The 23,552-nt window shown below is 61.9% G+C and carries 19 protein-coding genes and 1 pseudogene; 8 read left to right on the top strand and 12 right to left on the bottom strand.

The features are described from left to right. Positions 1–27 precede the first annotated feature (27 nt). From nirB to AC0NID_RS03535, 4 genes are all read left to right on the top strand, one after another. On the top strand, positions 28–2,481 hold the full coding sequence (nirB, locus tag AC0NID_RS03550) for a nitrite reductase large subunit NirB (RefSeq protein WP_473451492.1): 2,454 nt from the start codon (positions 28–30) through the stop codon (positions 2,479–2,481). Between the two features lie 5 nt (positions 2,482–2,486). Continuing rightward, the gene (gene nirD / locus AC0NID_RS03545; protein ID WP_145718810.1) at positions 2,487–2,816 is read left to right on the top strand and encodes a nitrite reductase small subunit NirD; all 330 of its coding nucleotides are present in this window, start codon (positions 2,487–2,489) and stop codon (positions 2,814–2,816) included. Positions 2,817–2,818: 2 nt separating this feature from the next. Then, positions 2,819–5,527, top strand: coding sequence for a nitrate reductase (locus AC0NID_RS03540; RefSeq protein ID WP_473450860.1), 2,709 nt, complete (start codon positions 2,819–2,821; stop codon positions 5,525–5,527). A 168-nt stretch (positions 5,528–5,695) separates the two neighbouring features. Continuing rightward, positions 5,696–6,181 (top strand): hypothetical protein, encoded by a 486-nt coding sequence (locus AC0NID_RS03535; protein ID WP_473450858.1) that lies wholly within the window; start codon positions 5,696–5,698, stop codon positions 6,179–6,181. A gap of 29 nt (positions 6,182–6,210) precedes the next feature. Here AC0NID_RS03535 and AC0NID_RS03530 read toward each other — a convergent pair whose 3' ends face one another. Further along, complete coding sequence (locus AC0NID_RS03530; protein WP_473450856.1) at positions 6,211–7,242, bottom strand: hydroxyacid dehydrogenase; 1,032 nt, start codon at positions 7,240–7,242, stop codon at positions 6,211–6,213. A gap of 175 nt (positions 7,243–7,417) precedes the next feature. Here AC0NID_RS03530 and AC0NID_RS03525 point away from each other — a divergent pair, with 175 nt between their 5' ends. Then, positions 7,418–8,854 carry an aldehyde dehydrogenase family protein gene (locus AC0NID_RS03525; RefSeq protein ID WP_473451490.1) on the top strand — a complete coding sequence of 479 codons (1,437 nt, stop codon included), beginning with the start codon at positions 7,418–7,420 and terminating at the stop codon, positions 8,852–8,854. Positions 8,855–9,210: 356 nt separating this feature from the next. Then, on the top strand, positions 9,211–10,044 hold the full coding sequence (locus AC0NID_RS03520) for a hypothetical protein (RefSeq protein WP_473450854.1): 834 nt from the start codon (positions 9,211–9,213) through the stop codon (positions 10,042–10,044). Here AC0NID_RS03520 and AC0NID_RS03515 read toward each other — a convergent pair. The 5 genes from AC0NID_RS03515 to AC0NID_RS03495 all read right to left on the bottom strand — a co-directional run bounded on the left by AC0NID_RS03515 (position 9,995) and on the right by AC0NID_RS03495 (position 16,707). Next, positions 9,995–11,569: a glycosyltransferase gene (locus AC0NID_RS03515; protein WP_473450852.1), complete on the bottom strand. Its 1,575-nt coding sequence runs from the start codon at positions 11,567–11,569 to the stop codon at positions 9,995–9,997. The two genes, AC0NID_RS03520 and AC0NID_RS03515, sit on opposite strands and share 50 nt — an antisense overlap. A 40-nt stretch (positions 11,570–11,609) precedes the next feature. After that, the gene (locus AC0NID_RS03510; RefSeq protein ID WP_473450850.1) at positions 11,610–13,742 is read right to left on the bottom strand and encodes a glycosyltransferase; all 2,133 of its coding nucleotides are present in this window, start codon (positions 13,740–13,742) and stop codon (positions 11,610–11,612) included. Positions 13,743–13,762: 20 nt separating this feature from the next. After that, positions 13,763–14,413 carry a bifunctional DNA primase/polymerase gene (locus AC0NID_RS03505; RefSeq protein ID WP_473450848.1) on the bottom strand — a complete coding sequence of 217 codons (651 nt, stop codon included), beginning with the start codon at positions 14,411–14,413 and terminating at the stop codon, positions 13,763–13,765. A gap of 118 nt (positions 14,414–14,531) precedes the next feature. Then, positions 14,532–15,908 (bottom strand): glucoamylase family protein, encoded by a 1,377-nt coding sequence (locus tag AC0NID_RS03500; protein ID WP_473450846.1) that lies wholly within the window; start codon positions 15,906–15,908, stop codon positions 14,532–14,534. 46 nt (positions 15,909–15,954) lie between these two features. Further along, complete coding sequence (locus AC0NID_RS03495; protein WP_473450844.1) at positions 15,955–16,707, bottom strand: SDR family oxidoreductase; 753 nt, start codon at positions 16,705–16,707, stop codon at positions 15,955–15,957. Between the two features lie 387 nt (positions 16,708–17,094). On the opposite strand from AC0NID_RS03495, the gene AC0NID_RS03490 reads away from it, so the two are divergent. Then, positions 17,095–18,360, top strand: coding sequence for an O-antigen ligase family protein (locus AC0NID_RS03490; RefSeq protein WP_473450842.1), 1,266 nt, complete (start codon positions 17,095–17,097; stop codon positions 18,358–18,360). A 213-nt stretch (positions 18,361–18,573) separates the two neighbouring features. Here the strand turns inward: AC0NID_RS03490 and AC0NID_RS03485 are convergent, their stop codons facing one another. Then, entirely contained in the window at positions 18,574–19,059 is a 486-nt protein-coding gene (locus tag AC0NID_RS03485; protein WP_473450840.1) for a class I SAM-dependent methyltransferase, read from the bottom strand. Positions 19,060–19,134: 75 nt separating this feature from the next. Between AC0NID_RS03485 and AC0NID_RS03480 the strand changes: the two are divergent. After that, positions 19,135–19,244, top strand: a pseudogene (locus tag AC0NID_RS03480) (IS5/IS1182 family transposase); the annotation flags it as partial. A 151-nt stretch (positions 19,245–19,395) separates the two neighbouring features. On the opposite strand, the gene exoK reads toward AC0NID_RS03480, so the two are convergent. From exoK to AC0NID_RS03455, 5 genes are all read right to left on the bottom strand, one after another. Beyond that, positions 19,396–20,214: an endo-1,3-1,4-beta-glycanase ExoK gene (gene exoK / locus AC0NID_RS03475; protein WP_473450838.1), complete on the bottom strand. Its 819-nt coding sequence runs from the start codon at positions 20,212–20,214 to the stop codon at positions 19,396–19,398. A gap of 34 nt (positions 20,215–20,248) precedes the next feature. Continuing rightward, positions 20,249–20,995: a class I SAM-dependent methyltransferase gene (locus AC0NID_RS03470; RefSeq protein WP_473522213.1), complete on the bottom strand. Its 747-nt coding sequence runs from the start codon at positions 20,993–20,995 to the stop codon at positions 20,249–20,251. Then, on the bottom strand, positions 20,988–21,203 hold the full coding sequence (locus tag AC0NID_RS03465) for a hypothetical protein (RefSeq protein ID WP_473451487.1): 216 nt from the start codon (positions 21,201–21,203) through the stop codon (positions 20,988–20,990). The genes AC0NID_RS03470 and AC0NID_RS03465 overlap by 8 nt, the downstream gene beginning before the upstream one ends. A gap of 273 nt (positions 21,204–21,476) precedes the next feature. Next, a complete protein-coding gene (locus AC0NID_RS03460) occupies positions 21,477–22,685 on the bottom strand; it encodes a polysaccharide biosynthesis/export family protein (protein WP_473450836.1) in 1,209 nt (402 codons plus the stop codon). Between the two features lie 161 nt (positions 22,686–22,846). Next, a complete protein-coding gene (locus AC0NID_RS03455) occupies positions 22,847–23,521 on the bottom strand; it encodes a sugar transferase (RefSeq protein WP_473450834.1) in 675 nt (224 codons plus the stop codon). Positions 23,522–23,552 lie beyond the last annotated feature (31 nt).

Genomic DNA, 23,552 nt, shown 5'->3' with positions numbered 1-23,552 from the left:
TCCAGCGACATTGAAAAGGCTCAATCGATGAAAAAACAGAAGCTCGTCATCATCGGCAACGGCATGGCGCCCGGGCGGATGCTGGAGCATCTCTTCGAACAGGCGCCCGGTCGCTACCAGGTCACCATCTTCAACGCCGAGCCGCGGGTTAATTACGACCGCATCATGCTGTCGCCGGTGCTGTCCGGCGAGAAGGCCTTCGAGGAGATTATCATCCACGGCGACGGCTGGTACATCGCCAATGGTATCACCCTCTACAAGGGCCACAGAATAGTCGCCATCGACCGGACGGCGAAGACCGTCACCTCCGACCACGGTGTCACCGAGCCCTACGACAAGCTCGTCATCGCCACCGGCTCGGTGCCGTTCATCATTCCGGTGCCCGGCCACGATCTGCCGGGCGTGCTCACCTATCGCGATCTCGACGACGTCCAGGCCATGCTGCTTGCCGCCCAGTCGCGGGCCAAGGCCGTGGTCATCGGCGGCGGCCTGCTTGGGCTGGAGGCTGCAGCGGGCTTGAACGCGCAAGGTATGGACGTCACCGTGCTGCATGTCATGCCCACGCTGATGGAGCGCCAGCTCGATCCGGCCGCCGGTTATCTCTTGCAGCGCGCCGTCGAGCAACGCGGCATCAAGGTCATCACCAAGGCCAACACTCAGGCGATATCAGGCAAGGGCAAGGTCGAGCAGGTGGAGCTTGCCGACGGCACCATCATTCCGGCGACGCTCGTCGTCATGGCGGTGGGCATCAGGCCGAATGCGGCGCTGGCGAAAGAGGCAGGCATCGCCGTCAATCGCGGCATCGTCGTCGACGCCGGCATGCGCAGCAACGACCCCGACATCTATGCGCTCGGCGAATGCGCCGAGGTCAACGGCATGGTCTATGGTCTGGTGGCCCCGCTCTACGAGATGGCGCGCGTTGCCGCCAGCCAGCTAGCAGGTGACGAGGCGGCTGCCTTCGTACACATGGACACGCCGACAAAGCTCAAGGTCACCGGTATCGACCTGTTCTCGCTCGGCGACTTCGCCGAGGGCGAGGATCGCCAGGAGATCGTGCTGCGCGATGCCGCCGCCGGCGTCTACAAGCGGCTGGTGCTTAGGGATGACCGCATCATCGGCACCGTGCTCTATGGCGAGACGGCCGACGGCGCCTGGTTCAACGACCTCAAGAAAAAGCAGACCGACATATCGCAAATGCGCGACACGCTTATCTTCGGCCAGTCCTACCAGGGAGGCGCCTCCCTGGACCCTATGGCGGCCGTTGCAGCCTTGCCGGATGATGCGGAAATCTGCGGCTGCAACGGCGTTTGCAAGGGAAAAATCACCGGTGCGATCACGGGCAAGGGCCTGACTTCGCTCGACGACGTGCGCGCCCACACCAAGGCCTCCGCTTCGTGCGGCTCCTGCACCGGGCTGGTCGAGAAGTTGATGGTGCTGACCATCGGCGACAAATACAATCCGGCGGCGGTGCAACCGATGTGCGGCTGCACCACGCTCGGCCATGACGAGATCCGCCGGCTGATCAAGGCCAAGGGGCTGAAGACCATTCCCGCCGTCATGCAGGAGCTGGAATGGACCACCTCCTGCGGCTGCGCCAAATGCCGGCCGGCTCTCAATTACTATCTCGTCTGCGATTGGCCGGACGAGTATGCCGACGACTACCAGTCACGCTTCATCAACGAGCGCGTCCACGCCAACATCCAGAAGGACGGCACCTACTCGGTGGTGCCGCGCATGTGGGGTGGTGTCACCAATGCCGCCGAACTGCGCGCTATCGCCGACGTCGTCGACAAGTTCGAGATCCCGATGGTCAAGGTCACCGGCGGCCAGCGCATCGACATGCTGGGGATCCGCAAGGAGGACCTGCCTGCGGTGTGGGCCGATCTCGGCCAGGCCGGCTTCGTCTCTGGCCAAGCCTACGCCAAGGGACTGCGCACGGTAAAGACCTGCGTCGGCTCGGATTGGTGCCGTTTCGGCACGCAGGATTCGACGGGGCTGGGCATCCGCATCGAGAAGTTCATGTGGGGATCGTGGACCCCAGCCAAGGTCAAGATGGCGGTATCGGGCTGTCCGAGGAACTGTGCTGAAGCAACCTGCAAGGATGTCGGCGTCATCTGCGTCGATAGTGGCTACGAGATCCATTTCGCAGGCGCCGCCGGCCTCGACATCAAGGGCACCGAGGTGCTTGGCCTAGTCAAGACCGAGGACGAGGCGCTGGAGCATATCGTGGCGCTGACGCAGATGTATCGCGAGCAGGGCCGCTATCTCGAGCGCATCTACAAATGGGCCAAGCGCATCGGCATAGCCGAGATCAAGCGCCGGATCATGGACGATAGCGAGAAGCGCAAGGCCTATTTCGATCGCTTCGTGTTTTCGCAGAAATTCGCGCAGGTCGACCCGTGGTCGGAACGTGTCTCGGGCAAGGACAAGCACGAATTCCGGCCGCTGGCCTCGGTCGGCTTCGCTCAGGCGGCGGAGTGATTGTCATGAACTGGATATCGATCGGCTCCATATCGGACATCCCTCGCCGCGGCGCGCGCTGCGTCGCCACGCCGCAAGGCAAGATTGCCGTCTTCCGCACGGCGGACGATCAGGTTTTCGCCATCGACGACCATTGTCCGCACAAGGGCGGGCCGCTCAGCCAGGGCATCGTCCATGGCGCGGCCGTGACCTGTCCACTGCACAATTGGGTGATTTCGCTGGAGACGGGCAAGGCGCTCGGCGCCGACGAGGGCGCGGTGCGCACCATTCCGGTGCGGATTGAGGGCGAGCGTCTGTTCATCGCGCTGGAAGCGCTGGCCAGCCGCGCGGCCTGAGCATGAAGATCGACGAAGCGCGCGAGGTGAGGACCACCTGCCCCTATTGCGGGGTGGGCTGCGGCGTGCTGGCGAAGGTCGCCGCGGACGGTGAAGTGACCGTCCGCGGCGATCCTGACCATCCGGCCAATTTCGGCCGGCTCTGTTCCAAGGGCTCGGCACTGGCCGAGACGCTCGACCTCGACGGCAGGCTGCTCTATCCGGAGATCCACAATCGCCGCACCGGCTGGGACGAAGCGCTCGACCTCGTCGCCTCGACCTTTTCGCGAACCATCGCCGAGCATGGCCCCGACGCGGTCGCCTTCTACGTCTCGGGGCAGCTGCTGACCGAGGACTATTACGTCGCCAACAAGCTGATGAAAGGCTTCATCGGCTCGGCCAATATCGACACCAACTCGCGCCTGTGCATGGCCTCGTCGGTCGCCGGCCATCGCCGCGCCTTCGGCTCCGATACCGTGCCGGGCAGTTATGAGGATCTGGAGCTTGCCGACTTGGTCGTGCTGGTCGGCTCCAATCTCGCCTGGTGCCATCCGGTGCTTTACCAGCGCATTGCCGCTGCCCGGGAAAAGCGGCCCGAGATGAAGGTGGTGCTGATCGACCCGCGCCGCACCATGACCGCAGATCTCGCCGACATGCATCTGGCGATCGCCCCCGATGGCGACGTCGCGCTGTTCACCGGCCTGCTTGCCTATCTCGACCGGCACGGTGTCATCGATCGCGCCTATATCGCAGGGCACACGACGGGCTTTGACGACGCGACTGCCGCCGCCTCGTCGTTCGACCTTGCCGGCATCGCCACCGCCACGGGCCTCGGCGAGGATGAGCTTGCCCACTTCTACAGCCTGTTTGTCACGACGGCGAAGACGGTGACGGTCTACAGCCAGGGTGTGAACCAGTCGTCCTGGGGCACCGACAAGGTCAACGCCATCATCAACTGTCATCTCGCCACCGGCCGTGTCGGCAAGCCCGGCGCTGGGCCGTTCTCGGTGACCGGCCAGCCAAACGCCATGGGTGGCCGCGAGGTCGGCGGCATGGCCAACATGCTGGCCGCCCATATGGAGATCGAAAACCCCGAACATCGCGACCGCGTACGGCGATTCTGGAGCGCGCCGGCCGTCGCCGAAAAACCCGGCCTGAAGGCGGTCGAGATGTTCCAGGCGGTGGCCGACGGGCGCATCAAGGCGCTGTGGATCATGGCGACAAACCCGGTCGATTCGATGCCGGATGCCGATGCCGTCGAAGCGGCGATCAAGGCCTGCCCGTTTGTCGTGGTGTCGGATGTAATGGCCAGGACCGACACGGTCCGCCACGCCCATGTCCGGCTGCCTGCCACCGCATGGGGCGAAAAGGACGGCACCGTCACCAATTCGGAGCGCCGTATCTCGCGCCAGCGCGCTTTTTTGCCGGCGCCCGGCGAGGCGCGGCCGGATTGGCGGATGATCGCGGAAGTGGCCAGGCGGATGGGTTTTGGCGAGGCGTTTTCGCATGCGTCGCCGGCGGAGATTTTCGCCGAGCATGCCGCACTCTCGGCATTCGAGAATGACGGAGTTCGGGATTTCGATATCGGCGCTTATGCCGAGATCGATACGGCGGGATACGATGTGCTGGCTCCATTCCAGTGGCCAGCGTCGAGCCTGATGGAGGGGGATGTTCAAGCGCAGAAGGGCATCCAAACTGGACGCACCCCACCTGCCACGCGCTTCTTCGCCAACGGCAATTTCTACACGCCCGACCGCAAGGCGCGCTTCATCGCCATCCGCCCAACGGCGCAAACCCGCATCAGTCCCGACTTCCCGCTGGTCCTCAACACCGGGCGGGTTCGCGACCACTGGCACACCATGACGCGGACGGGAAAAAGCTCGCGACTGTCCCAGCACATGGCCGAGCCCTTCGTCGAAATCCACCCGGCGGATGCGCAGCATTTCGGTGTCGGCGACGCCGACATCGTGCGCGTCTCGACCGCGCATGGCGATGTGCTGCTTCGCGCGCTGGTGACAGCGCGGCAGCGGCCCGGCTCGGTCTTCGTGCCGATGCACTGGACGGACCAGTTTTCCGCGCGCGCTCGCGTCGATGCGCTAGTGGCGCCCATCACCGATGCGATTTCAGGCCAGCCGGCCTCGAAGAACGGTGCCGCCCGCGTGGAGCGCTTCGCTGCGGTCGCTTTCGGCTTCGCGGTCCTTGCCGAACGGCCGGCCTCGATCGACGCCGACTATTGGAGCCTCGCCCGCTGCGCCGCCGGCTGGCGCCTTGAGCTTGCATTGAAGGCTGGCCGGGACTGGCCGGCTTTCGCGGCTTCGCTTCTCGGGGCGGACGCGCTAGGCGAGACGCTCGCCTATCATGACGTCGCCGGCGGGCACTATCGCTTCGCCCGCTTCGCCGGCAGCCACCTGGCTGGCGCGCTCTATCTTGCGCCCAAGCCGGTCGCCGTGTCGCGTAGCTGGGCGGTGGAGCAGTTGAACATGGACCATGCCGATCGGCGCGGGCGGCTGGCGATCGTAGCCGGGCGGCCGAGCGGCAATCGCGTCGACCGTGGCGCCATCGTATGCTCCTGTTTCGGGGTTGGCGCCAATCAGATCGCGGAAGCGGTGAGCGGCGGCTGCACCAGCGTTGAAGCGATCGGCGCCGCCCTGAATGCCGGCACCAATTGCGGCTCCTGCCGCGCCGAGATCAGAACCATCATCGATGCGCGACGCCTTCAAGCGGCGGAGTGAGGGCGCGGCCGCTGTTGAATTTCATGTGGCCGGAACGGTTCTGCCGTAAAGGCCGTCCGACAAAGCTGTCACCGCGTTGCTTTGACGCTTACCAGCAATTTACAACCGTGGGCTACCAACGTCCTTGTTCGATTCGCCTAGGACAGGGAACGTGAGACAGGAAACGGCATGAGCAAGGCCCTCACTTCATTCGCACTGGTCGCCGTGCTGACGGCATTGCTGATGGCGCTGAGCCTGGCGGTGGCGAGGCATGGTTATCCGTTCGGCGCGATCGGCGCCAAGCGCCTGGACGGCATTGCCGATGCCGGGACGTTCATCCCGCTTGCATCAGTCTATTTCTTCAGCGCGCTTCTGATGATGATCCTGCCGATCAGGGTCGCCGGTATCGTCCTGACACATGCCGCGGATGCCATCTTCTGGGCGATGATCGTGTTGTTCGCGACCATCATTGGTTGTCTCGTCGCCAGATGGGCTTCCGGTCAGGGCGGCATTTTGCCGGCACTGCTGAACTGGCGCTTCCTGTTTGTCGCAGCCGTCGTCGGATGCCATCTCTTCATGAACGAACTGCGCCGCAATATCCTGCTGAGAAGCCTGTTCTTCGTCGTCTTCGCCGCAGCGACGCTGGCGTGCCTGTTCTGGTGGTTCACCATATGAGAGACCGCGCAGGTGCTGACTCTGCCGGCTCAGTTCTTGTCGACCGGCTTCGAGCGCATGCGCGAAACAGTCTCGCGTTCGGCCCGCTTCGAACGCATCGGCGGCAGGCCGCGGTCGATCAGGTCCATGTCCTCCAAAACCATATCGCCCATGCGCTTGAAGGCGACCTCGAGCGCGCCGGCCCGATGGGCGGAGCGCAGGAAGCCGGGCAGCAAACGCACGGGATGGTCCTGCGCCAGCGGTTCTTCCGGAAACACGTCGCTGGCGGCGACGATGTGGCCGCTCCGAACGGCGTCCATCAATTCCGGAAAATCGACCACGCCGGCACGGCTGAGCAGGATGAAGGCGGCTCCCTTGCGCATCTTGGCAAAGGCCTCGGCGCCGAGAAAACCCTGGTTTTCGCTGGTCACCGAAGCGACGACGAAGACGAAGTCGCTGGTCGACAAAACCGCGTCGAGCGAGGCCGGCTCGACACCGTTCTCGATCAGGATCGACGGCGGCAGCCACGGATCGAAGACCTTGGTCTGCGTGCGAAAGCCCGACAGCAGCCGGTTGAGCGCGCGGCCGAGATCGCCGAAGCCGATGATGCCGATATCCGCGCCGGAGAGCAGCCGCGCCGTCTGGTTGCCGTCGCCGCCCCAAAGTTCCCTGCCCTGCCGGAAGGCGAGATCGGCGTCGACGATGTCGCGGGCGAGGTTGAGCGCCATGGCAAGGCCGAGCTCGGCAACGGGCTCGGCGAAGACCATGCCGGTGGTGACGACATGGATGCCCCGCGAAAACAGCGTCTCATACGGCATGTTGTTGATGAGGTTGCTCTCGACATTGAAGACGCAGCGCAGCGCCGTCATCCTTTCCAGCGTCTCCGGCGCGATTGGCGGCTGGCCGACGATGTAGCGCGCCTCGGCAAGCACGTCGGTTGGGAGGGTCGCAACGCCTTCAGGCGTCGTTTCGACGATGCGGTATGTGGCGCGGAATCTCGCCAGCGCCTGCGGCGTGAAGATCAGGTCGAGCGTGCGCGGTTCGGGCGCGCTGATCACCAGCGGTAAGGCGCTGTCGGACATGGGGCCTCCTCCCGGCGCGGCCCGGGTCGCGCCCTTCGAGAATCATGCTTTGGCATCTCGACGTCTAGCACATGCCTGTCGAGGAGGAGAACTTTGCCGCCGGCGGCCTTGCGGTGTGGCGGCTGGTGGTCCAGATAGACGGCAATCGAACGACGACAAGGAAGACAGCGACATGATCCCGTTTCGAAAGAACCTCATCGATGGCGAGTGGGTGGGCGACGCCGCCTCCCGCAACATCAACCCATCCAATCTCGACGACGTGGTTGGCGAGTATGCGTCGGCAGGCGCGGATCAGGCTCGGCAGGCGATCACAGCAGCGAAACAAGCTTTTCCGGCGTGGTCCCGATCGGGTCCGCTGGCGCGTCATGCGGTACTGAAGAAGGCGTCGGACGAGATTATGGTGCGCAAGGACGAATTGGGCCGCAATCTGGCACGCGAGGAAGGCAAGACGCTGGTCGAGGGCGTTGGCGAGACCGTGCGGGCCGCCCAGATATTCGACTTCTTTGCCGGCGAGACGCTGCGCCTGTCGGGCGAACTGGTTCCGAGCGTGCGGCCCGGCGTCGGTGTCGAGATCACGCGGGAGGCGGTCGGCGTTGTCGGCATCATCACGCCGTGGAACTTCCCGATCGCCATCCCCGCCTGGAAGATCGCCCCGGCTCTGGCTTACGGCAACACCGTTGTTTTCAAGCCGGCCGACCTGGTTCCGGAGAGCGCCTGGGCCATTGTCGACATCCTGCATCGCGCCGGCCTGCCGAAGGGGGTGCTCAATCTCGTCATGGGCAAGGGTTCGGTGGTCGGCCAGGCCATGCTCGACAGCCCCGACCTCAATGCCATCACCTTCACCGGCTCGGTGGGCACTGGCAAGCGCGTGGCTGCGGCGAGCGTCGAGCACATGCGCAAGTTCCAGCTGGAAATGGGCGGCAAGAACCCGCTTGTCGTGCTCGACGATGCCGACCTCGGCACGGCCGTCGATTGCGCGATCAACGGCGCATACTTCTCGACCGGCCAGCGCTGCACGGCGTCATCCCGACTGGTTGTGACGGACGGCATCCATGATCGCTTCGTCGACGCGATGAAAGATCGCCTGGGCAAGCTGGTCGTCGGCGACGCTCTCGATGCGAAAACCCAGATCGGACCGGTCGTTGACCAGAGCCAGTTGAAACAGGACGAAGACTATATCGCTATCGGCCGCCAGGAAGGCGCCGATCTCGCCTTCGGTGGCGAGCGGCTCGATCGCGAAGCCCGCGGCTTTTACCTGCAGCCGGCGCTTTTCACCGAAGCCACCAACGCCATGCGCATCTCGCGCGAGGAGATATTCGGGCCTGTAGCCAACGTCATCCGCGTCAAGGACTACGACGAGGCATTGGCGGTGGCCAACGATACGCCTTTCGGCCTGACGTCGGGCATCTGCACGTCGAGCCTCAAGCACGCCACGCATTTCAAGCGCAATTCGGAGGCCGGCATGGTGATGGTCAACCTGCCGACGGCGGGCGTCGACTTCCACGTGCCTTTCGGCGGGCGCAAGGGATCGAGCTACGGCCCGCGTGAGCAGGGCCGCTACGCGGCAGAATTCTACACGACGGTGAAAACCGCCTACACATTCGCCGGCTAAGCAAGTCGACGCGAAGCGGGCCAAGCGGAGCCGGCTGCATCGCCGGCGGAAAAACCACGGCCCGAGGTGACAATTTAGGGAATGCGGCGGCGGCGGAACATTTTCGTGCCCGACATTGCAATGGCGCCGGTGCCTGGGCTAGTCCATCGCGGATGGGCAAGTTTCGTCGGCGAGAGGTTTTGAAAAAGGCGGTTCATTCCGCCGCGCTGCCCTTTCTCCGTGTTCCTCCGCTGTTATGGTCCAAGGGGGTCGGCTCCTTCTGCGATTTTGCAGGTCCACGCTGGTATCGATACGCACCGACCGAATCGGTACAGACGGAGGCATTCTTCCGCAAGCACTATAGCGGTGCACATGGCGTGATCTGGCTACGCCTGAGCACCCGGGCCAGGGAATCGCGTGTCTGCGATCTCGACATTTTCGCCGAAGCGATCCTGCCGGCCATCAAGGCGCCGTTTGCGCTGGTGACGACGGATGGCGACGCGTCGGTGCCGTCAAATCTTGCGAAGGATACCGCCGAGCGGCTTCTTGCCAGTCCCTTTCTGGTGTCCTGGTACACCCAGAATTGCGATGGCGATCACCCCAAGCTCAAACCTTTCCCAATCGGGCTCGATCTCCACACTCTGCGCAGCTTCAGCACGCCCGGACAGCTTGCGAGACTCCTCGAAGCCATTCGCCGTCGGCAGGACGCGCCGGAGCGCCGTCCGCTCAGAATATTCTGCGATCTCAACTTGAGCAGGGGTCCGAGGGGGCGACGGGACCTGGTCGATGCCCTGAAGGGATGCCCGCATGTCGATTTTCTTGGCAAGCGGCTGTCGCAACGCTCGATCTGGGAGCGCTACGCACAGTACCCGCTGGTCCTTTCGACGGCTGGAAGCGGCCTCGATTGCCACAGGACGTGGGAACTGCTTTATCTGGGCTGCATCGTCGTGACAAAGACGTCGCCGCTCGATCCTCTCTATGAAGGGTTGCCCGTCATCATAGTCGATGATTGGCACCAGGTTCGAGACCCCGAAATGATGGAGCGGTGGGTCGGCCAGGTCGCGCATCTGACCGATCGCGATTACCTCTGGCAACGGTTGCGGCCGCAAGCCTATCTGGAACCCATCCGGCAAGAGCTCGAGCAGCGCCGGTCAGTCCCAATCACCACGGAACATGAAGTATCTCAAGCTTGGGAAGACCGACGGGCCTGATGCCCAGATCGTTGGCGAGAGCGCCAAAGCCTTCGGTTTCGATCAGATCGCGGTAGGGAATTTCCGGGAACCGAAGACCGCCGGCATGCAAAGCGGCGTCGACGAGAAGCATGGTTCCACCGACCCCATCGAGACCGATGCTTTCGAGATGGCGAACGTCGCTGAGGTGAAGACGGCCTATGAAATAGGCAGGCGGCTGGTAAAGGCCGCCGCGTATTTCACGATAGTAGCGATAGTTTTTTTCGGGCTGGGTGGTGACGAAGCTGTTGAGGTCGAAGCTGTCGCCGCCGACGATCTTCACACAGTTAGGAACCGCGATGCGATGCCCGCTTCCGATCAGCCGGTTCAAGACATCGCTTGGAAATCGCCACACATCGATGTCGATCCACAGCGCCCAGGCATCGTCGGCATCCAGCCCGTGATCGATCAGGTGGTTGCGCACCTTGGCAATGGCGCCCCGTCTCTCACGCTGCTGTCGCGGTTTCGTTCGCTTAGCCCGGTCGAGGCGTGTGCCCACATGCTTTTGCAGCAGGACGACGCCACGATAGCTGCCGGCAAGCGGCGCAACTGCCGCCCGCAGCCTTTCCCAGCTCCCGTCCGAACTGTCGCCCTCGCAGAAGACCAGTTTGATCCGGTCCTTGGGGTAGTCGAGCGTCTGCAACGCGTCGAGGAACGGCGGGATATGGTCGGCCGCATCGCGCAGCGGCACCAGAATGGCGACATTCGGGCCTGACGGCGGCGCTGCAGAAAGCGCTGCCTGGCTGACGCTCGCCTTCGCCGCGGCCTCGTCGAGATGCGCGCCGCGTGTCAGATGGTGCCAGAACCGATAGGCGTGACTGCGGATCGTGTCCCGCCACCGCGCTGCGGGCCGCGGCGTCCACCATGTGCCGGCCCAATGATGGATCGACAGCGTCTGCGCCCCGTTGCCAACCGGCATCTCCGTGCGTCCGGCCGAGTCCATAGGCGCAAACAAGCTGGAAGCGTGTATCGCGAAGGCGGCTTGGTCGCCATAACCGAGTTGCGCCGAGGTTAGCACACAGGGGCCGGTCGCGTCGACCGCTTCCTTGGCATGGACCAGCCCCGGCAATAGCGACAGGACCTCCTGCCAGAAAGTATGCCGGGGTGGGCTCGCCATCGTGCCGTTGAACAGCAAATAGGGCAGGCCGCGAAACTTTGCCTGGACGAGCGCGTGCGTATCCGGCTCCTTGCAGAGCACGATCCGGTCCTCGCTCATGATCGCATCGAAAGGGGCGACGCATTCGCAATCGATGTCGGCGTAGACCCCGCCAAAATGATAGAGCAGCAGGTAGCGTGCCGCATCGGCGCGCATCACACCGTTCGAATAGCTGCAAAAGATCGGCAGGAAATCCGGATAATGCTCGGCGACGAACTCGAGCAGCATCCGGTCGCTCCAGAACATCGTCGTCCAGCCGGGATGGTGCCGTTTCCAGCTTTCGACATACTCCTTGAAGCGGACAGGGACGCTGTCGGTCTTCCACGTCTGGTGCAGGATGGGCGGGATCATCGGCAGCTCATCGACCGGTTTTTTGGAAAAAGCGTTGATATCATGCGCCGGCATTGTCCAGCCCGAAGCCGCCGCGGACGGCATTGCGAATGGCGTCAGGACCGAACCTGGACCATACGGCCTCATGCGCCCGGGCACGCTGGTTCGCCATGCGCGCCCGGTCCAGACAAAGCTCGATGGCCATGTCGGCAAGCCGCTCATCCGAATCCGATAGAAGCACCTCTTCATTTTCGACCAGGTCCAGGCCCTCGACCGCCAGCGGCGTCGCAATCACCGGAATGCCCCAGGCCATCGCTTCGAGAACCTTGATGCGCGTGCCGCCGCCTGCCGAAAGCGGAATGATGCTGAGATGCGCGCGCGACAGCAGCGGCCGCATATCGTCCGGATTTTCCACGAGGTCCACGCCTTGCAGTCCGGTCAACGCTTTCACGGCCGGCTTTGGATATCGGCCGGCAAGGACCAGTTTCGCGGTCGGCAATCGTTGCCGGATGCGGGGCAGGATTATGACGGCCAATCGTTCGGCGGCATCGATGTTTGGCTTGTATCCGAGATGGCCGGCAAACAGGATGATCGGAAAGCCGCCGGACGTCGCTGCCTTCGCCGGCAGATCCACGGGAATGTCCTCGAAACGCGGGATGCCGTTCGGCACGATATCGATCGACACGTTGTGCGGGAAGTGAGCCGCCAGCCTTTCGTGGTCCTGCCTTGAGCAGACCCAGGCCCTGTCGACGATAGCCAGCGCCTTTCTTTCGAGGCGCCTGACGCCAAGGGCGGCGGCGATGGGCGGCGTCGATCTGGTGCCGTCGGCGCGATGCAACTGTCCCGCCAGGTCGGACTCGACATTGTGCATGTCGAGAATGAGCTGCCCTGCCAAGGGCCGCAGGCGCCGCAGCAGTTTGAACAGCCCGATGCCCTCGACCACGATGCTGTCCGGGACGAATTCGCGGACAATCGCCTCGAGACGTCTCAGTGCAATGCGGGGAATTCGGTTCTCGGCACGGATCCTCCACCAGCCGACCGAAGCCGTGCGGGCTTCCCCCGCTATCGTCAAGGCAACTGTTTGAATACGGTGATCGGCCGGTTTCGACGGATCGGCTGGCGGCCGGATCGAGACAAGGCAGACCGGCCCGAATCCCGCCGCAGCCACGGCGTTGCGATGATTCCTGAGATCCGCGCCCGAGGCAGGCGGGAAAGCCGGATCGTAGGACAGCACCAGCGTGCGCCGCTCCTTGCCGTGGCTGAGGGTGGCGACCTTTGCATCCGGCCCGTGCTTTTCAGTCATTGCTCCAACGTGGATCCGGGCGCTGTACTGTAAGGCCTTCCAGCTCCGGCCGGAGGCTTTATGGGCGCGAACGGCCCGCATCATGCCTGCCGCGTCGGCGTATCTTCTGTGCTTGATGAGCTGCCGTGAAATCCGCTGTGCGATCCACGACTTTCGCCATTGAACGGCCTCCCTCTCGACGCCAACGTCAGTCAGCCGGTCCAGTTCGAGCGCAATGGCAAGAAATGTACTGCGCGGCGCAACGATGAAGCGCTGCGCCATTCGTGGCTCGTCGTGATGATAGAGCAGCACCGGAGCCGAGACGACTGCCACCTCGAAGCGCGCGAGCAGGGCCACCCAGTAGCACGTGTCTTCGTCGAGGCCGATCGCTTCCGGAAAGCGAGTTGCGGCCGTCGCCGATGTCGCGACCAGCGCGCTTCCCATGGCGATCGGCCAGAGCTCGTTGAGAAGATATCGCCTGGTGTTCTGAGCTCTGTCGCTGGTGTATCCGTGCGGGGTCTTGAGCTTGTCCGGCCGTCCGTTCGTGCGGCGGATGCTGGCCCCGATCGACAGGCCCGCCTCGGGATTGTGCAGGAGGGCGTCATGTAAAAGCGACAGGCCCCCCTCCATCAACTCGTCGTCAGCATCGAGAAAGAATATGGATTTGCCCCTGGCTCGCGCAATTCCGACGTTGCGCGCGGCGCCAGCGCTGCCGAGGCGGACGCTCACGACCTCCAGCGGCAATCCGTATCGCTGCGCGCTTGCGATCGCGGCAGACGCGGTCTGGTCGTCGGAACCGTCATCGACCAGTAGGATTTCGCCGATCAGATCCCTGCCTGAGATCAGGCTGCGCAGAGTGGTGTCGATCGTCGCGGCAGCATTTCTTGCCGGGATGACGACCGTGACGTCCAATCGCGGTTCCCCCGACTTACTCACTGCCGCTCGAAAAAGCCGCGGTTTCGCACACGATCGTAATAATGCTTGAGCGGCGAAACCGGGCGCAGCGAAAGATCGGCGAGGCTCTCGACCAGCTGCGCTTCCACATCGAACGGCGACTGGTTCTCCAACCAGCTATAGGAGCAGCCGCCCTTCAGCACCGAGGGACTGCCCACCACGTAACCGCCAAGCGCCTTGATGTGGCCGACCCGGCGCATGCCGAGATGCAGGCTGGATGACACCATCGGTTCACGTGTCCTCAGATAGACATGGAAGCCGTTCGGGGACCTTGCGACCGGTGTGCGGTTTGCAATTTCACCGTGAATGCTAAACCAGTCCCGATATGCGGCGGCCTTGTCGAAATCCAGGATCAGCAGGTTGGAAAATCCGCCCAATATGCCGACATTCCCGGCGAAGTCGTGAAACCAGCGCTCGAGGTCTTCGCCGGTCGGTGGTTTCTGCGACAGCTGGAACGCAATGGAACAGAAGGCGAGCTCCTTCAGGTCCTTGCGGCAGGTTTGCAAATGCAGCGGATCATACCCCATGGCCTCGAGGTCGAGATGCTTGCCGCCGGCACGAAGCGGCAGGCATACGTAACCCCGCCCCAGCAGCCGGACCGCATAGTCCGTTTTTATTTTAGGCAACATCCAGAAGTGTTCCGCCCCCGTGCCATTTCACTTCAATCTTCTTTAGCCGAATAGGGCTTTCGTCAAGCGTTGATGCGGCGCGGCGGTCGTGCAAGTGCCAGGTCGCGTCGATCCTCGATCAGGTCGCTGTGGTTTCCGATTCGATGGATCGGTCATCCGACGCAGGCAGTCTCGCGAGGCTCGCCGGCTGCGACAGCCAACCGCCGCTGAACCCGGCCTTTTGCAGGCCATGACGGACGTGCTGATTTGACCGCATCAGATTCCAGATCAGGCGCGAGCGGTGGTTTTCGATCATCAGCACGACGATACCCTGGTCCAGTCCGTAGTGCCCTTTCGATACCCAGCCGCTCGGCCCGAACTTTCGCCGGTTCGCCAGCGTCGGGTTGAAGCCGCTTGGCATCCTGAACCTCTCGATCACCTCGGGGTGGCGTTCTCCGAGATGGCGCAGCGCCGGCAGGCAGATTTCCGGCGCGAAGGGCAGCGATGCGAGATATGACCACGGCGCTATCGTTCCGTCGTCGGGGCCGAACGGTGCGCCGCGCGCTGCGTAGCCGGAAAATTTGCGCGGCCGCCGCTCGATCCGCGCGCGAAAATTGCCGGGTCCGTCACCCGCCGAAAGCCCCCAAAGTTCTTCGCTGTAGCCGTCGTGGCCTGAGGGGTTGTGCCGTGCATAGTCCCGGTGAAGGAAAGTCGAGCGGCGGCTGTTTTCGAAATAGTCCGAGTTCTTCTCCCGCATGAACGCATCGCGGATGCCGTCGAAGTCGATCCAGGCATGCGAGAACTGGTGCATGAACAGCGGGCCGCCATAGAGCACGTCGTAACCGTAGATGTTTTCCCACCGATATGTCGCCGTCCACCCCGCATAGCTGTCGTCCGACGCTGGCGTGTCCGGGGCGGCCATTGCCAAAATGTAGAGCAGCATCGCTTCGTTGTAGCCTTCCCAGCCATAACGCAGAAAGCCACTTTTCGGCTTCCAGCCCTGTCGCAAGGTCGGACTGCCGCCCTGCGCCCATCGCCAGTCGACGCGTCGGTAGAGCACCTCCGCCAGGTCGCGAATTTCGATTTCTTCGTCACTGTCGCCTGTGAAATAGGCACCGGCCACAAGTATGCCGGCCATCAAAAGCGCCGTGTCCACCATCGACAATTCGCATCGCCAGACGCGCTGGCCGGTCTGCATATCGAGGAAGTGGTAGTAGAACCCCCTGTGGCCGGTGGCGTCGTCGCCATAGCCTTGCCGGCTGTTCCAGAAGAAGCGCAGTGCGGCAAGCGTCAGCTTCGCGGCCGAGTCTCGTGTCATCCAGCCACGCTCGACCCCGATTGGATAGCAGGACAGGGCGAAGCCGACGACCGCGATACTTGCCGGCCAATTTGGCCGCGACGTGTCGGCGACCAGCCCGTTCTGCGGGTTCACGGTTTGAAGGAAATAGCCGAAGGCCGCGCGCTGGAAGCGGTCGAGCAGGTCTTCGTCGGACAGTGGCGGTTCGGCGCTGAGCAAACGAAGTGAACTCCCGTCCGACTGCGGCGGATCGCGCCGACTTGCTTCAATAGGTCGCCCGGCCGCCGGAAACGTCGAAGACGGCCGCGGTGGTGAAGGAGCATTCCTCGGAAACGATCCACGAGATCAGCGCCGCCACCTCCTCGACCTCGCCAAACCGCGCCATCGGAATTTTCGACAGCATGAAATCGATGTGCTCCCGGCTCATCTGCTGGAAGATCGCGGTGCGCACGGCTGCCGGCGTGACGCAGTTCACCGTCACCTTGGTCTTGGCCAGTTCCTTGCCCAGCGACTTTGTCATGCCGATCACCGCCGCCTTGGAAGTGCTGTAGGCCGACGCGTTGGGATTTCCCTCCTTGCCGGCAATCGAGGCGATGTTGACGATCCTGCCGTAATTGCGCTCGATCATGTGCGGAACCAGCACCTTGTTGCAGTAGAAGACGCCATTGATGTTGATGTCGATGACCCGCCGCCAATCCTCCACCGAATAGTCCCAGGTCGTCATGTTCGGTCCGGTGATGGCCGCGCTGGTGACCAGGATATCGACCGCGCCAAGCGCTTCGACCGTGCCAAGGGCGGCGTGTTCGACCGCTGCCGCATCGGCGACATCGACGGTCACGCCGTCCAGGCCGGCAATGACGGCCTTGGCCTGTTCGATCTGGGCGGGATCGCGATCCCAGATGCAAACGCGCCCGCCCTCTTCGACGATCCTTTGCGCGACGGCCAGGCCGATGCCTGAGGCTCCGCCGGTGATCACGGCCGACCGTCCTGCAAACCGTCCCGCAAAACTCATCGGCATATGGTTTCCCTGTTGCTATCTAGACAAGCGGTGGGCGGCGCCGCCGGCGGCGAATGTGAAGTCAACGGAAGACAAGTTCAAGCCGCGATTGGAACTCTGAACAGGTTCATCGTGGGCCAGCGGGCAGGCGACGGGAGACCAAGTCTCCCGGTGACACACGCAGCGAGGGTTCCGGCCAGGGGATGGCAGGAGTCGTTGGTTCTTGCCGCACCGCCTGTCATGCTTTCATGGTCTTTTACCACCGTCTTCGGGGTGTCCGTATAGGTGTTTTTGCCTCATTTGGGTGACAGGCTGCGGGGGATGGGTTATATTGCACTGCACAATGAGGGCGCCCACACTCGGCGACGAATCGGCATTGAACTGGATGGACGGGAATCCGCTACCGAGATGAAGATTCCGAAATCTCTGTTGGTCGACCCGGAGAAGAACACGGTCTACGGCGCGTTCGCCGTTGCCATTTCGATCTGGGCGTTCTCCTACTCCTCCGTTTTCGGCCAAATCCTGATCCTGGCCTATTATGCGGTCTGGCTTCCCCTCATCCTGGTGGACTACCGGCGGCTGTTGCGACACGTCTCCAGCGCCTGGCTCCCGCTGGCGTTTGCAATCTACATCTGCCTCTCGGTGTTCTGGTCGGATGCTCCCGGCATCACGTTGAGGACGGCGATCCAATATTGCTCTCATATTGCCTGCGCTTACATTGCAGCGCGCACCCTCAGTGTACGGACGTTAACGATCGGCTCACTGATCGGGATTTTCCTCGTCCTGCTCTATTCGCTCAAGGTCGGGGCCTATTCCTATGATATTCTCGACGGGACGTACAATTTCGTCGGCGCATTCAGCTCCAAGAACCAGATCGGCTTTGTCGCATCGCTCGGCATCTATTTTTGCATTGTCTTCCTTGTCTTTCTCAGACGCGGCCGGGTAAGCCTTTTCCTGACGGCGCCGGTCGTCATTCTGTCGGCCTATATGCTTTTCGTTGCGCATTCCGCCACCTCGACGACTTCGGTACCGGCGGTTCTTGCTCTGGTGTCTCTGCTTGCCATGACCAAGAAGCTTTCGCTCCGCTATCGACGGGTGATTTTCCTGGTTGGCGCAGGCGGGCTGGTCGTGGTCACCGTGGTTGCCTTCGGGGGACTTCTGGATTTCGTCCTTGGCGCTTTCGGAAAGGATTCCACACTCACCGGACGGACCTATATCTGGGATCAGGGCTGGAATGCGGCCCAGCAAGCGCCGATCCTCGGTGTCGGCTACGCGGCCTATTGGGTGCAGGGTTTCGCCGAGGCCGAGCGGCTTTGGAACGAATTCTACATCACGACCCGAGCCGGCTTCCACTTCCACAACACCTACATCGAAGCCCTCGTCGAGCTTGGTTATGTCGGGGCGACGCTGATTTCGCTGATCATCCTGCGCACGCTATGGGGCCACATATCGGCATTGGTATTCAGGACATGGCAAGCCGAGTCCGTCATTCTCGCCGGCGTGATGATGCTTCTGTTCATACGGTCCTTCGTCGAGATCGATACATTTAATCCCTACATCACGGGCTCCTTCCTTCTGTATTACAGCTATTTCAAGCTGGTGAGGGTGCCTGTCGCCCCTCCCCGGTGGACCACGGTCAACAATTTCGAGGAAGCAAAAGCCGCAAGGGGCTAAGCAAAAAATGACTGTGATCTTGGGCAGCTTCGCGAACTATTCGGGCATGGTCTCCGAGATGCTTCGCGGCATCAGCGCGCTTCCTACGGAGCACAGGCCGAAATATTCCACCTGGACATCGCGGAAATAGCGGCGAGCCAACGCGAATTCCGAAACTAACAATGGATGTTCATCAGCGGTGCGGATGAAGGGGTGTCCGCCTTCTGTAGGCATTCAGGAGAGGATTGTGTCCATCGGCTCGTTGCCGTTCGGCTTCAAGACAGGGACCACCTCGGAAAAGCACCGATCCACGTCCAAAGTGATGGATGATCCAGCGTCCATAAACCAGGTCGAACTGTTGTCCTCGAAGGACATGGCTTCCGCATTCATCGCCAGGAATGTAGCGGTCATGTTTCCAAGCGTGCTCGCCCGTTCGTTCGCCTTGTTTACTGCTACTTCCGAAATATCGATCCCCGTCAGAGATCGGCAAAGATCGGGCAGGTGCAGGGAATGCAGGGACCACCCGCATCGGAACAACCGTACTCGAGCACGTCCGCGTTTTTCGAAAGGCGTTTTATTTCCCTCGCCTTGACGTTCAGCACCATGGCGAATTGTTCGATACCACTTCTCCAGACTTCCTCTTGGATCCTCATCCTGACTAAATCTGAGATTGTGAAATTCTCTTTCTCCCTTGACGATTTCGCCCCTTTCGCTGTGCATGAACGTCGGTGCATCGATCCTTTGTCAACGGTTTGGCGATAGAGAGTCGGGATCGCAATCAGCTTGATCTGTGCCATGCCCTACAAACACAAATTCTATCGGCCGTCACCGCATCGGGAAGATGAAAATCAGAGTGACGAACTGGCCAGATTACGAGGCAGGGTCTTCGCCAACGTGGCAGCCTTTTCTGCCCGGCCAAAAGTGCAGACACAGGTGTCGATTTCGGGTGCTTTCGGCATGACGACCTCCTTTTGCGGCGCAAAAGAAAAACATATCACATCCAATTCGAACTGGCACCCATCCAGAAAACGCTAAACTGCTGGAATCATTCGACGATTAGTCGCTGGAGCAGGCAACCGACTCTGGAAACTGGCAAGCGTCGCCAAGCACGGTGAAGGCGATGCGGTCGATCTCCAGCGCGAGTGGCTGGTCCGGTTCGGCGAACCGTCCCAACCAGGAGGTTAGCGTGTCGCTACCCCACAAGCTCACGAAGATCTTCGAGGCATGGCTCGGCAGACCGGCCGGATCGCCGGCGGTGCGGACAAGGTCGCCGTTTATGTACCAGCGAATGCGGTCCTTTTCCCAAACGAAGGCGTAGTCGTTGAAGCCCGCGTCCGCACCGCCGGGAACCGGGACCAGCTTCTCGTGACCACCTTTGCCACCAACATAGTAATTGAGCTGCACTTGCGATGGATCCTTCCCCAGCACCTCGAAGTCGATCTCGTCATGTGGCTGCTTGTCGACTGGGCCTATATAGGTGAAGAAGCCCTGGTCGAGACCCGATCCGGCAGCTGCCTTCATGCGCACCTCGTAGGTTCCGTGGCCGTATCGTTGCTTGGTCTGGATTTCGCCGCAGGCATAGGCCCTATCGCCAGATTCGCTCTTCGCGAAGCCTAGCTTGAGCACGCCGTCCGTCACGCTCACCTGACGCTTGGACCAGGTGCAATTCTGATATTCGCCGGCTACCCAGCCGTCTGAAACAAACCAGCGTGACCTGTCGAGCTTGTCGAAATTCTCCACGAACGAGCGGGAGGATTGAGGCTCCTGCGCATGGGAGAGAGAAATGCTCGTCAGTTCGAGGACCGCAAACGAACCGAACCCCAAGAAAACCACCGGGAGAGCGGTTCCCGCCAAAGTACGCGAATTGATAGCCACTGTACTCTCCACTTCTGCTTGACTACGCCTCTACTCACTGCTTCCTCGCGACGAATATGTAGTAGGAGGCAAGCTCCTTGATCCCGAACGCCGTCCGCGTCAGGTCGAGAAGCAGGCTGAGCGCATAGACTGGCAGGAAGAAAGCGAAATAGGAGCTTGAGAAGTAGCTCACCCTTTCGTCCTCCTTGACGAACCCCGTCGACAGGAGGGCTGCGGTGAAGGCGGAATAGACCGTGTTGTCATAGTAGGTTTTGAAGCCGACGATGCCCTCGTGCCCCGGCACGAGATTGGCGAGAATCCGCTCCTTCACCCCCTCCGGCAGTATGCGGTTGAGGATCGCGAAGGGCGCATGCTTGCCCGGGAAGAAGACCACGAGGTGCCCCCCCGGGCGCAGGACCTGGTTGACGTTCCGCAGGAACTCCCGAATGTTCGGCAAATGCTCGACCACAGATTTCGCCAACGCCAGGTCCACGCTTGAGGCAGGCAGGTCGAACGGCGAGCAGGCGTCGGCGACGATCGCCCGGTCCAACGCCTGGTTGAGTGAAAGCTCCCCCTCGTCGACGTCGACTCCGATCAGGCATTTCGCGCCGCGGTCGCGGATGAGGGGCACATAGGAACTCTGCCGGCCTGCACCGATGTCGAGAATCGTCTTGCAGGCTGGCCGATTGATCAGCTCGCCGACGACCTCGTCGAAGGTGTCATGGAGCTTCATGGAGCTCCAGCTTTCCGGTGTCACGGCAAAGGCGAGCTTGCGGTTCGCCGAAGAGAAGGCGCTAGTCATCATTCGAATCCCCGAAGGAGGACCTTGGTTGATCCTTGGATCGTACGTCATAATGCCTCCTGGTTCTTGGTGCGGGGTCGAAGAGGTTGGGCTGACGGTCTGTCGCTTTGATCCGAACGCCTTTTTGCTGTCCTCTGGTGACGTGCATGGCTTCAAGCTCGCCGCGCTTGACACGCTGCAACACAGTTTGTCGCGAGGTGCCAAGCATGGCCATTGCCTCGCGCATGGTCAAGGTGTCACATGGCAGTTCATACAATGAGGCGAGACTCCGAGTACGAAACTCGATCGAATATTTCGATACCCTAGTTTTCCAAACGAATGTAACGATTGTGCCTTTAATATATCTTCTGGCACGATAGATATTCACTATGCTCCCCCAAGGATAGCCACTCCTCGCCGAGGAGCGTGCATCTATGCGGACGGCCTTGGCATGACGCTCCCCTTGAGCGTCAGCTGACGTTGTATCCGATCGCTCGAAGACCTATTGGACGGCCACGGGCGCCAGCTTGACCTTGATCACGTCTCCGGGCAGCACGGGCGTGTCCTCGCTGGCGCTGATTTCGCTGCTCTTGCCGTCGACCACCCGAACCAGGCTGAACGACATTAGTGGCTCTTCGCCGTCGCGATAGCGGCGCGACGCGGGATTCGCCGACAAGACTTCAGCCATCAGGCCCGTTTGCATGTTCATCTTGAGCATCGTTTCACTGAGATCGGATTCGACCTGTTGCCGGTCGGCGGCAAGGCTGGCATTCTGGGTGTTTTCCAGATCGATGGCGTCCTGGGTGGCCTTGCTGATCGCCTGCTTGGCGGTGAGGATGGCCGTGTCGTAATCCAGGATCTTGCCTTCCAGGTCGGCGATCGTTTGTTGCGAATTCAGAACCCGCGTGTTGACGACAAGGCCTTTCTGCGCCAGCGAACCGATGCCGCTGAGCTGTTCCTTTGCAAGGTCGACCTGCCGTTGCTGGTTGACCATCTTTTTCTGCAGCGAATCGATCTCGCTCTGCAACAGCTTCTTCAAATCGTCGAGCGCCTGAAGGCGCAGTTTGAGCTTCTGTTGATCGGCCGTCAGGATCGCCATTTCGTCGGCAACGATGCTCTCCAGCTTCGGATCGTCGGCCACCTCCTTCGGCACGTCGAATGCCGGCTTGTCCGCTATCTCCGCTTCGATGCGCGCGCGCCTGACGATCAGTCGGACCCTTTGGTCTTGGAGAACGTCAAAATCACCCTTCGCATTGATCATGTCGCGGTCGTACCGCTGTCCTTCGGGGCTCCGCCGGACACCGCCGGCGATGCTCATCGCCCTCAGGACGGTCAGCTCGGGCACGTAGGGATACTGGCCGGGGGTCTGGACCTCCCCGGAAATGTAGAACGGCCTGTACTGCGCCATTTCGACGGAGGCCTCCGGCCGGTCCGCCAGAGCGAGCTTGCGCTGGAGCGCCTGGCCGATCGCCGCCGCGACCTCGGACGTGGTCTTGCCGGATGCCGGCATTTCGCCGACGAACGGCACCGACAATGTTCCGGCCGGGCCGACAGTGTATTCTCCGTTGACGGCCGTCCAGTCGCGGAACGTGCCTTCAACGGTCTGCCATTCGGCCACCCGGATGGTCAGCTTGTCCTGCGATCCAAGACGGTACTCCTCGGCGGCGGCGAGTTGGGGAACGGCGAACGCCAGCGCAAGGCAGGCCGTCATAAGCCGCATCCGCATTCTATTGCCAACAATGCCGGCGCAGGAGATTTCGAAGATGTCTGTTTTCAACTCGACGTTTTCCGTTCCGCTTGACCCCACCCGATGAAGCCTGCTGTAGAATGCTTGGACAGCCAACCCTCGACACAGGGCCGGCTCCCCACCGGTCAGTAGCAGCCCCGTGACATCCAGACGGCAGGCACGGTCTTGATGATAATACGAATATCTTCAAAGAGCGACCAGTTCTCGACATAGTGGCGATCGAATGCGACGCGGCTGTCGTAGGAAACGTCGTTGCGGCCGCTGACCTGCCAAAGCCCGGTCAGGCCGGGGCGCGATTTCAGGTAATAGACGGCCGAACTGCCGTAAATCTCGAGTTCGTCGCGCACGACGGGGCGAGGACCGACAAGGCTCATGTCGCCCTGAAGGATGTTTATGATCTGCGGCAGTTCATCGAGGCTGAGCTTCCTCAGCACGGCTCCGACGCGCGTGACGCGCGGGTCGTTCTTGAGCTTGCGGGTCGCTATCCATTCGGCGTTGGCGGCCGGGTTGGCGGCAAGATATGCCGCCAGCACCCGTTCGCCATCCTGAACCATGGTGCGAAATTTGAGGCACGGGAAAATCCGTCCTCCCCGACCGATCCGGCTGTGACCGTAGAAAATCGGCCCGCCGTCGGAAAACTTGACCAGCAGCGCGACCATCACAAACAGCGGACTGAGAGCAACCAGGCCGATCAGTGAACCGGCGATGTCGAAGCTGCGTTTGAGCAGGCCGCCGATCGGTGGAAAATCAATGCCGGCCTGCGAAAAATCCGCATTGGCCGGCTTGGCTACGTCCCTCATGCGTAAACTCCATACGTTGAACGGATGGTTT

It is taken from the genome of Mesorhizobium sp. WSM4821 (assembly GCF_055901555.1).
The sequence above is the reverse complement of the archived record's forward strand: the minus strand, read 5'-3'. Positions and strand labels throughout refer to the sequence as shown.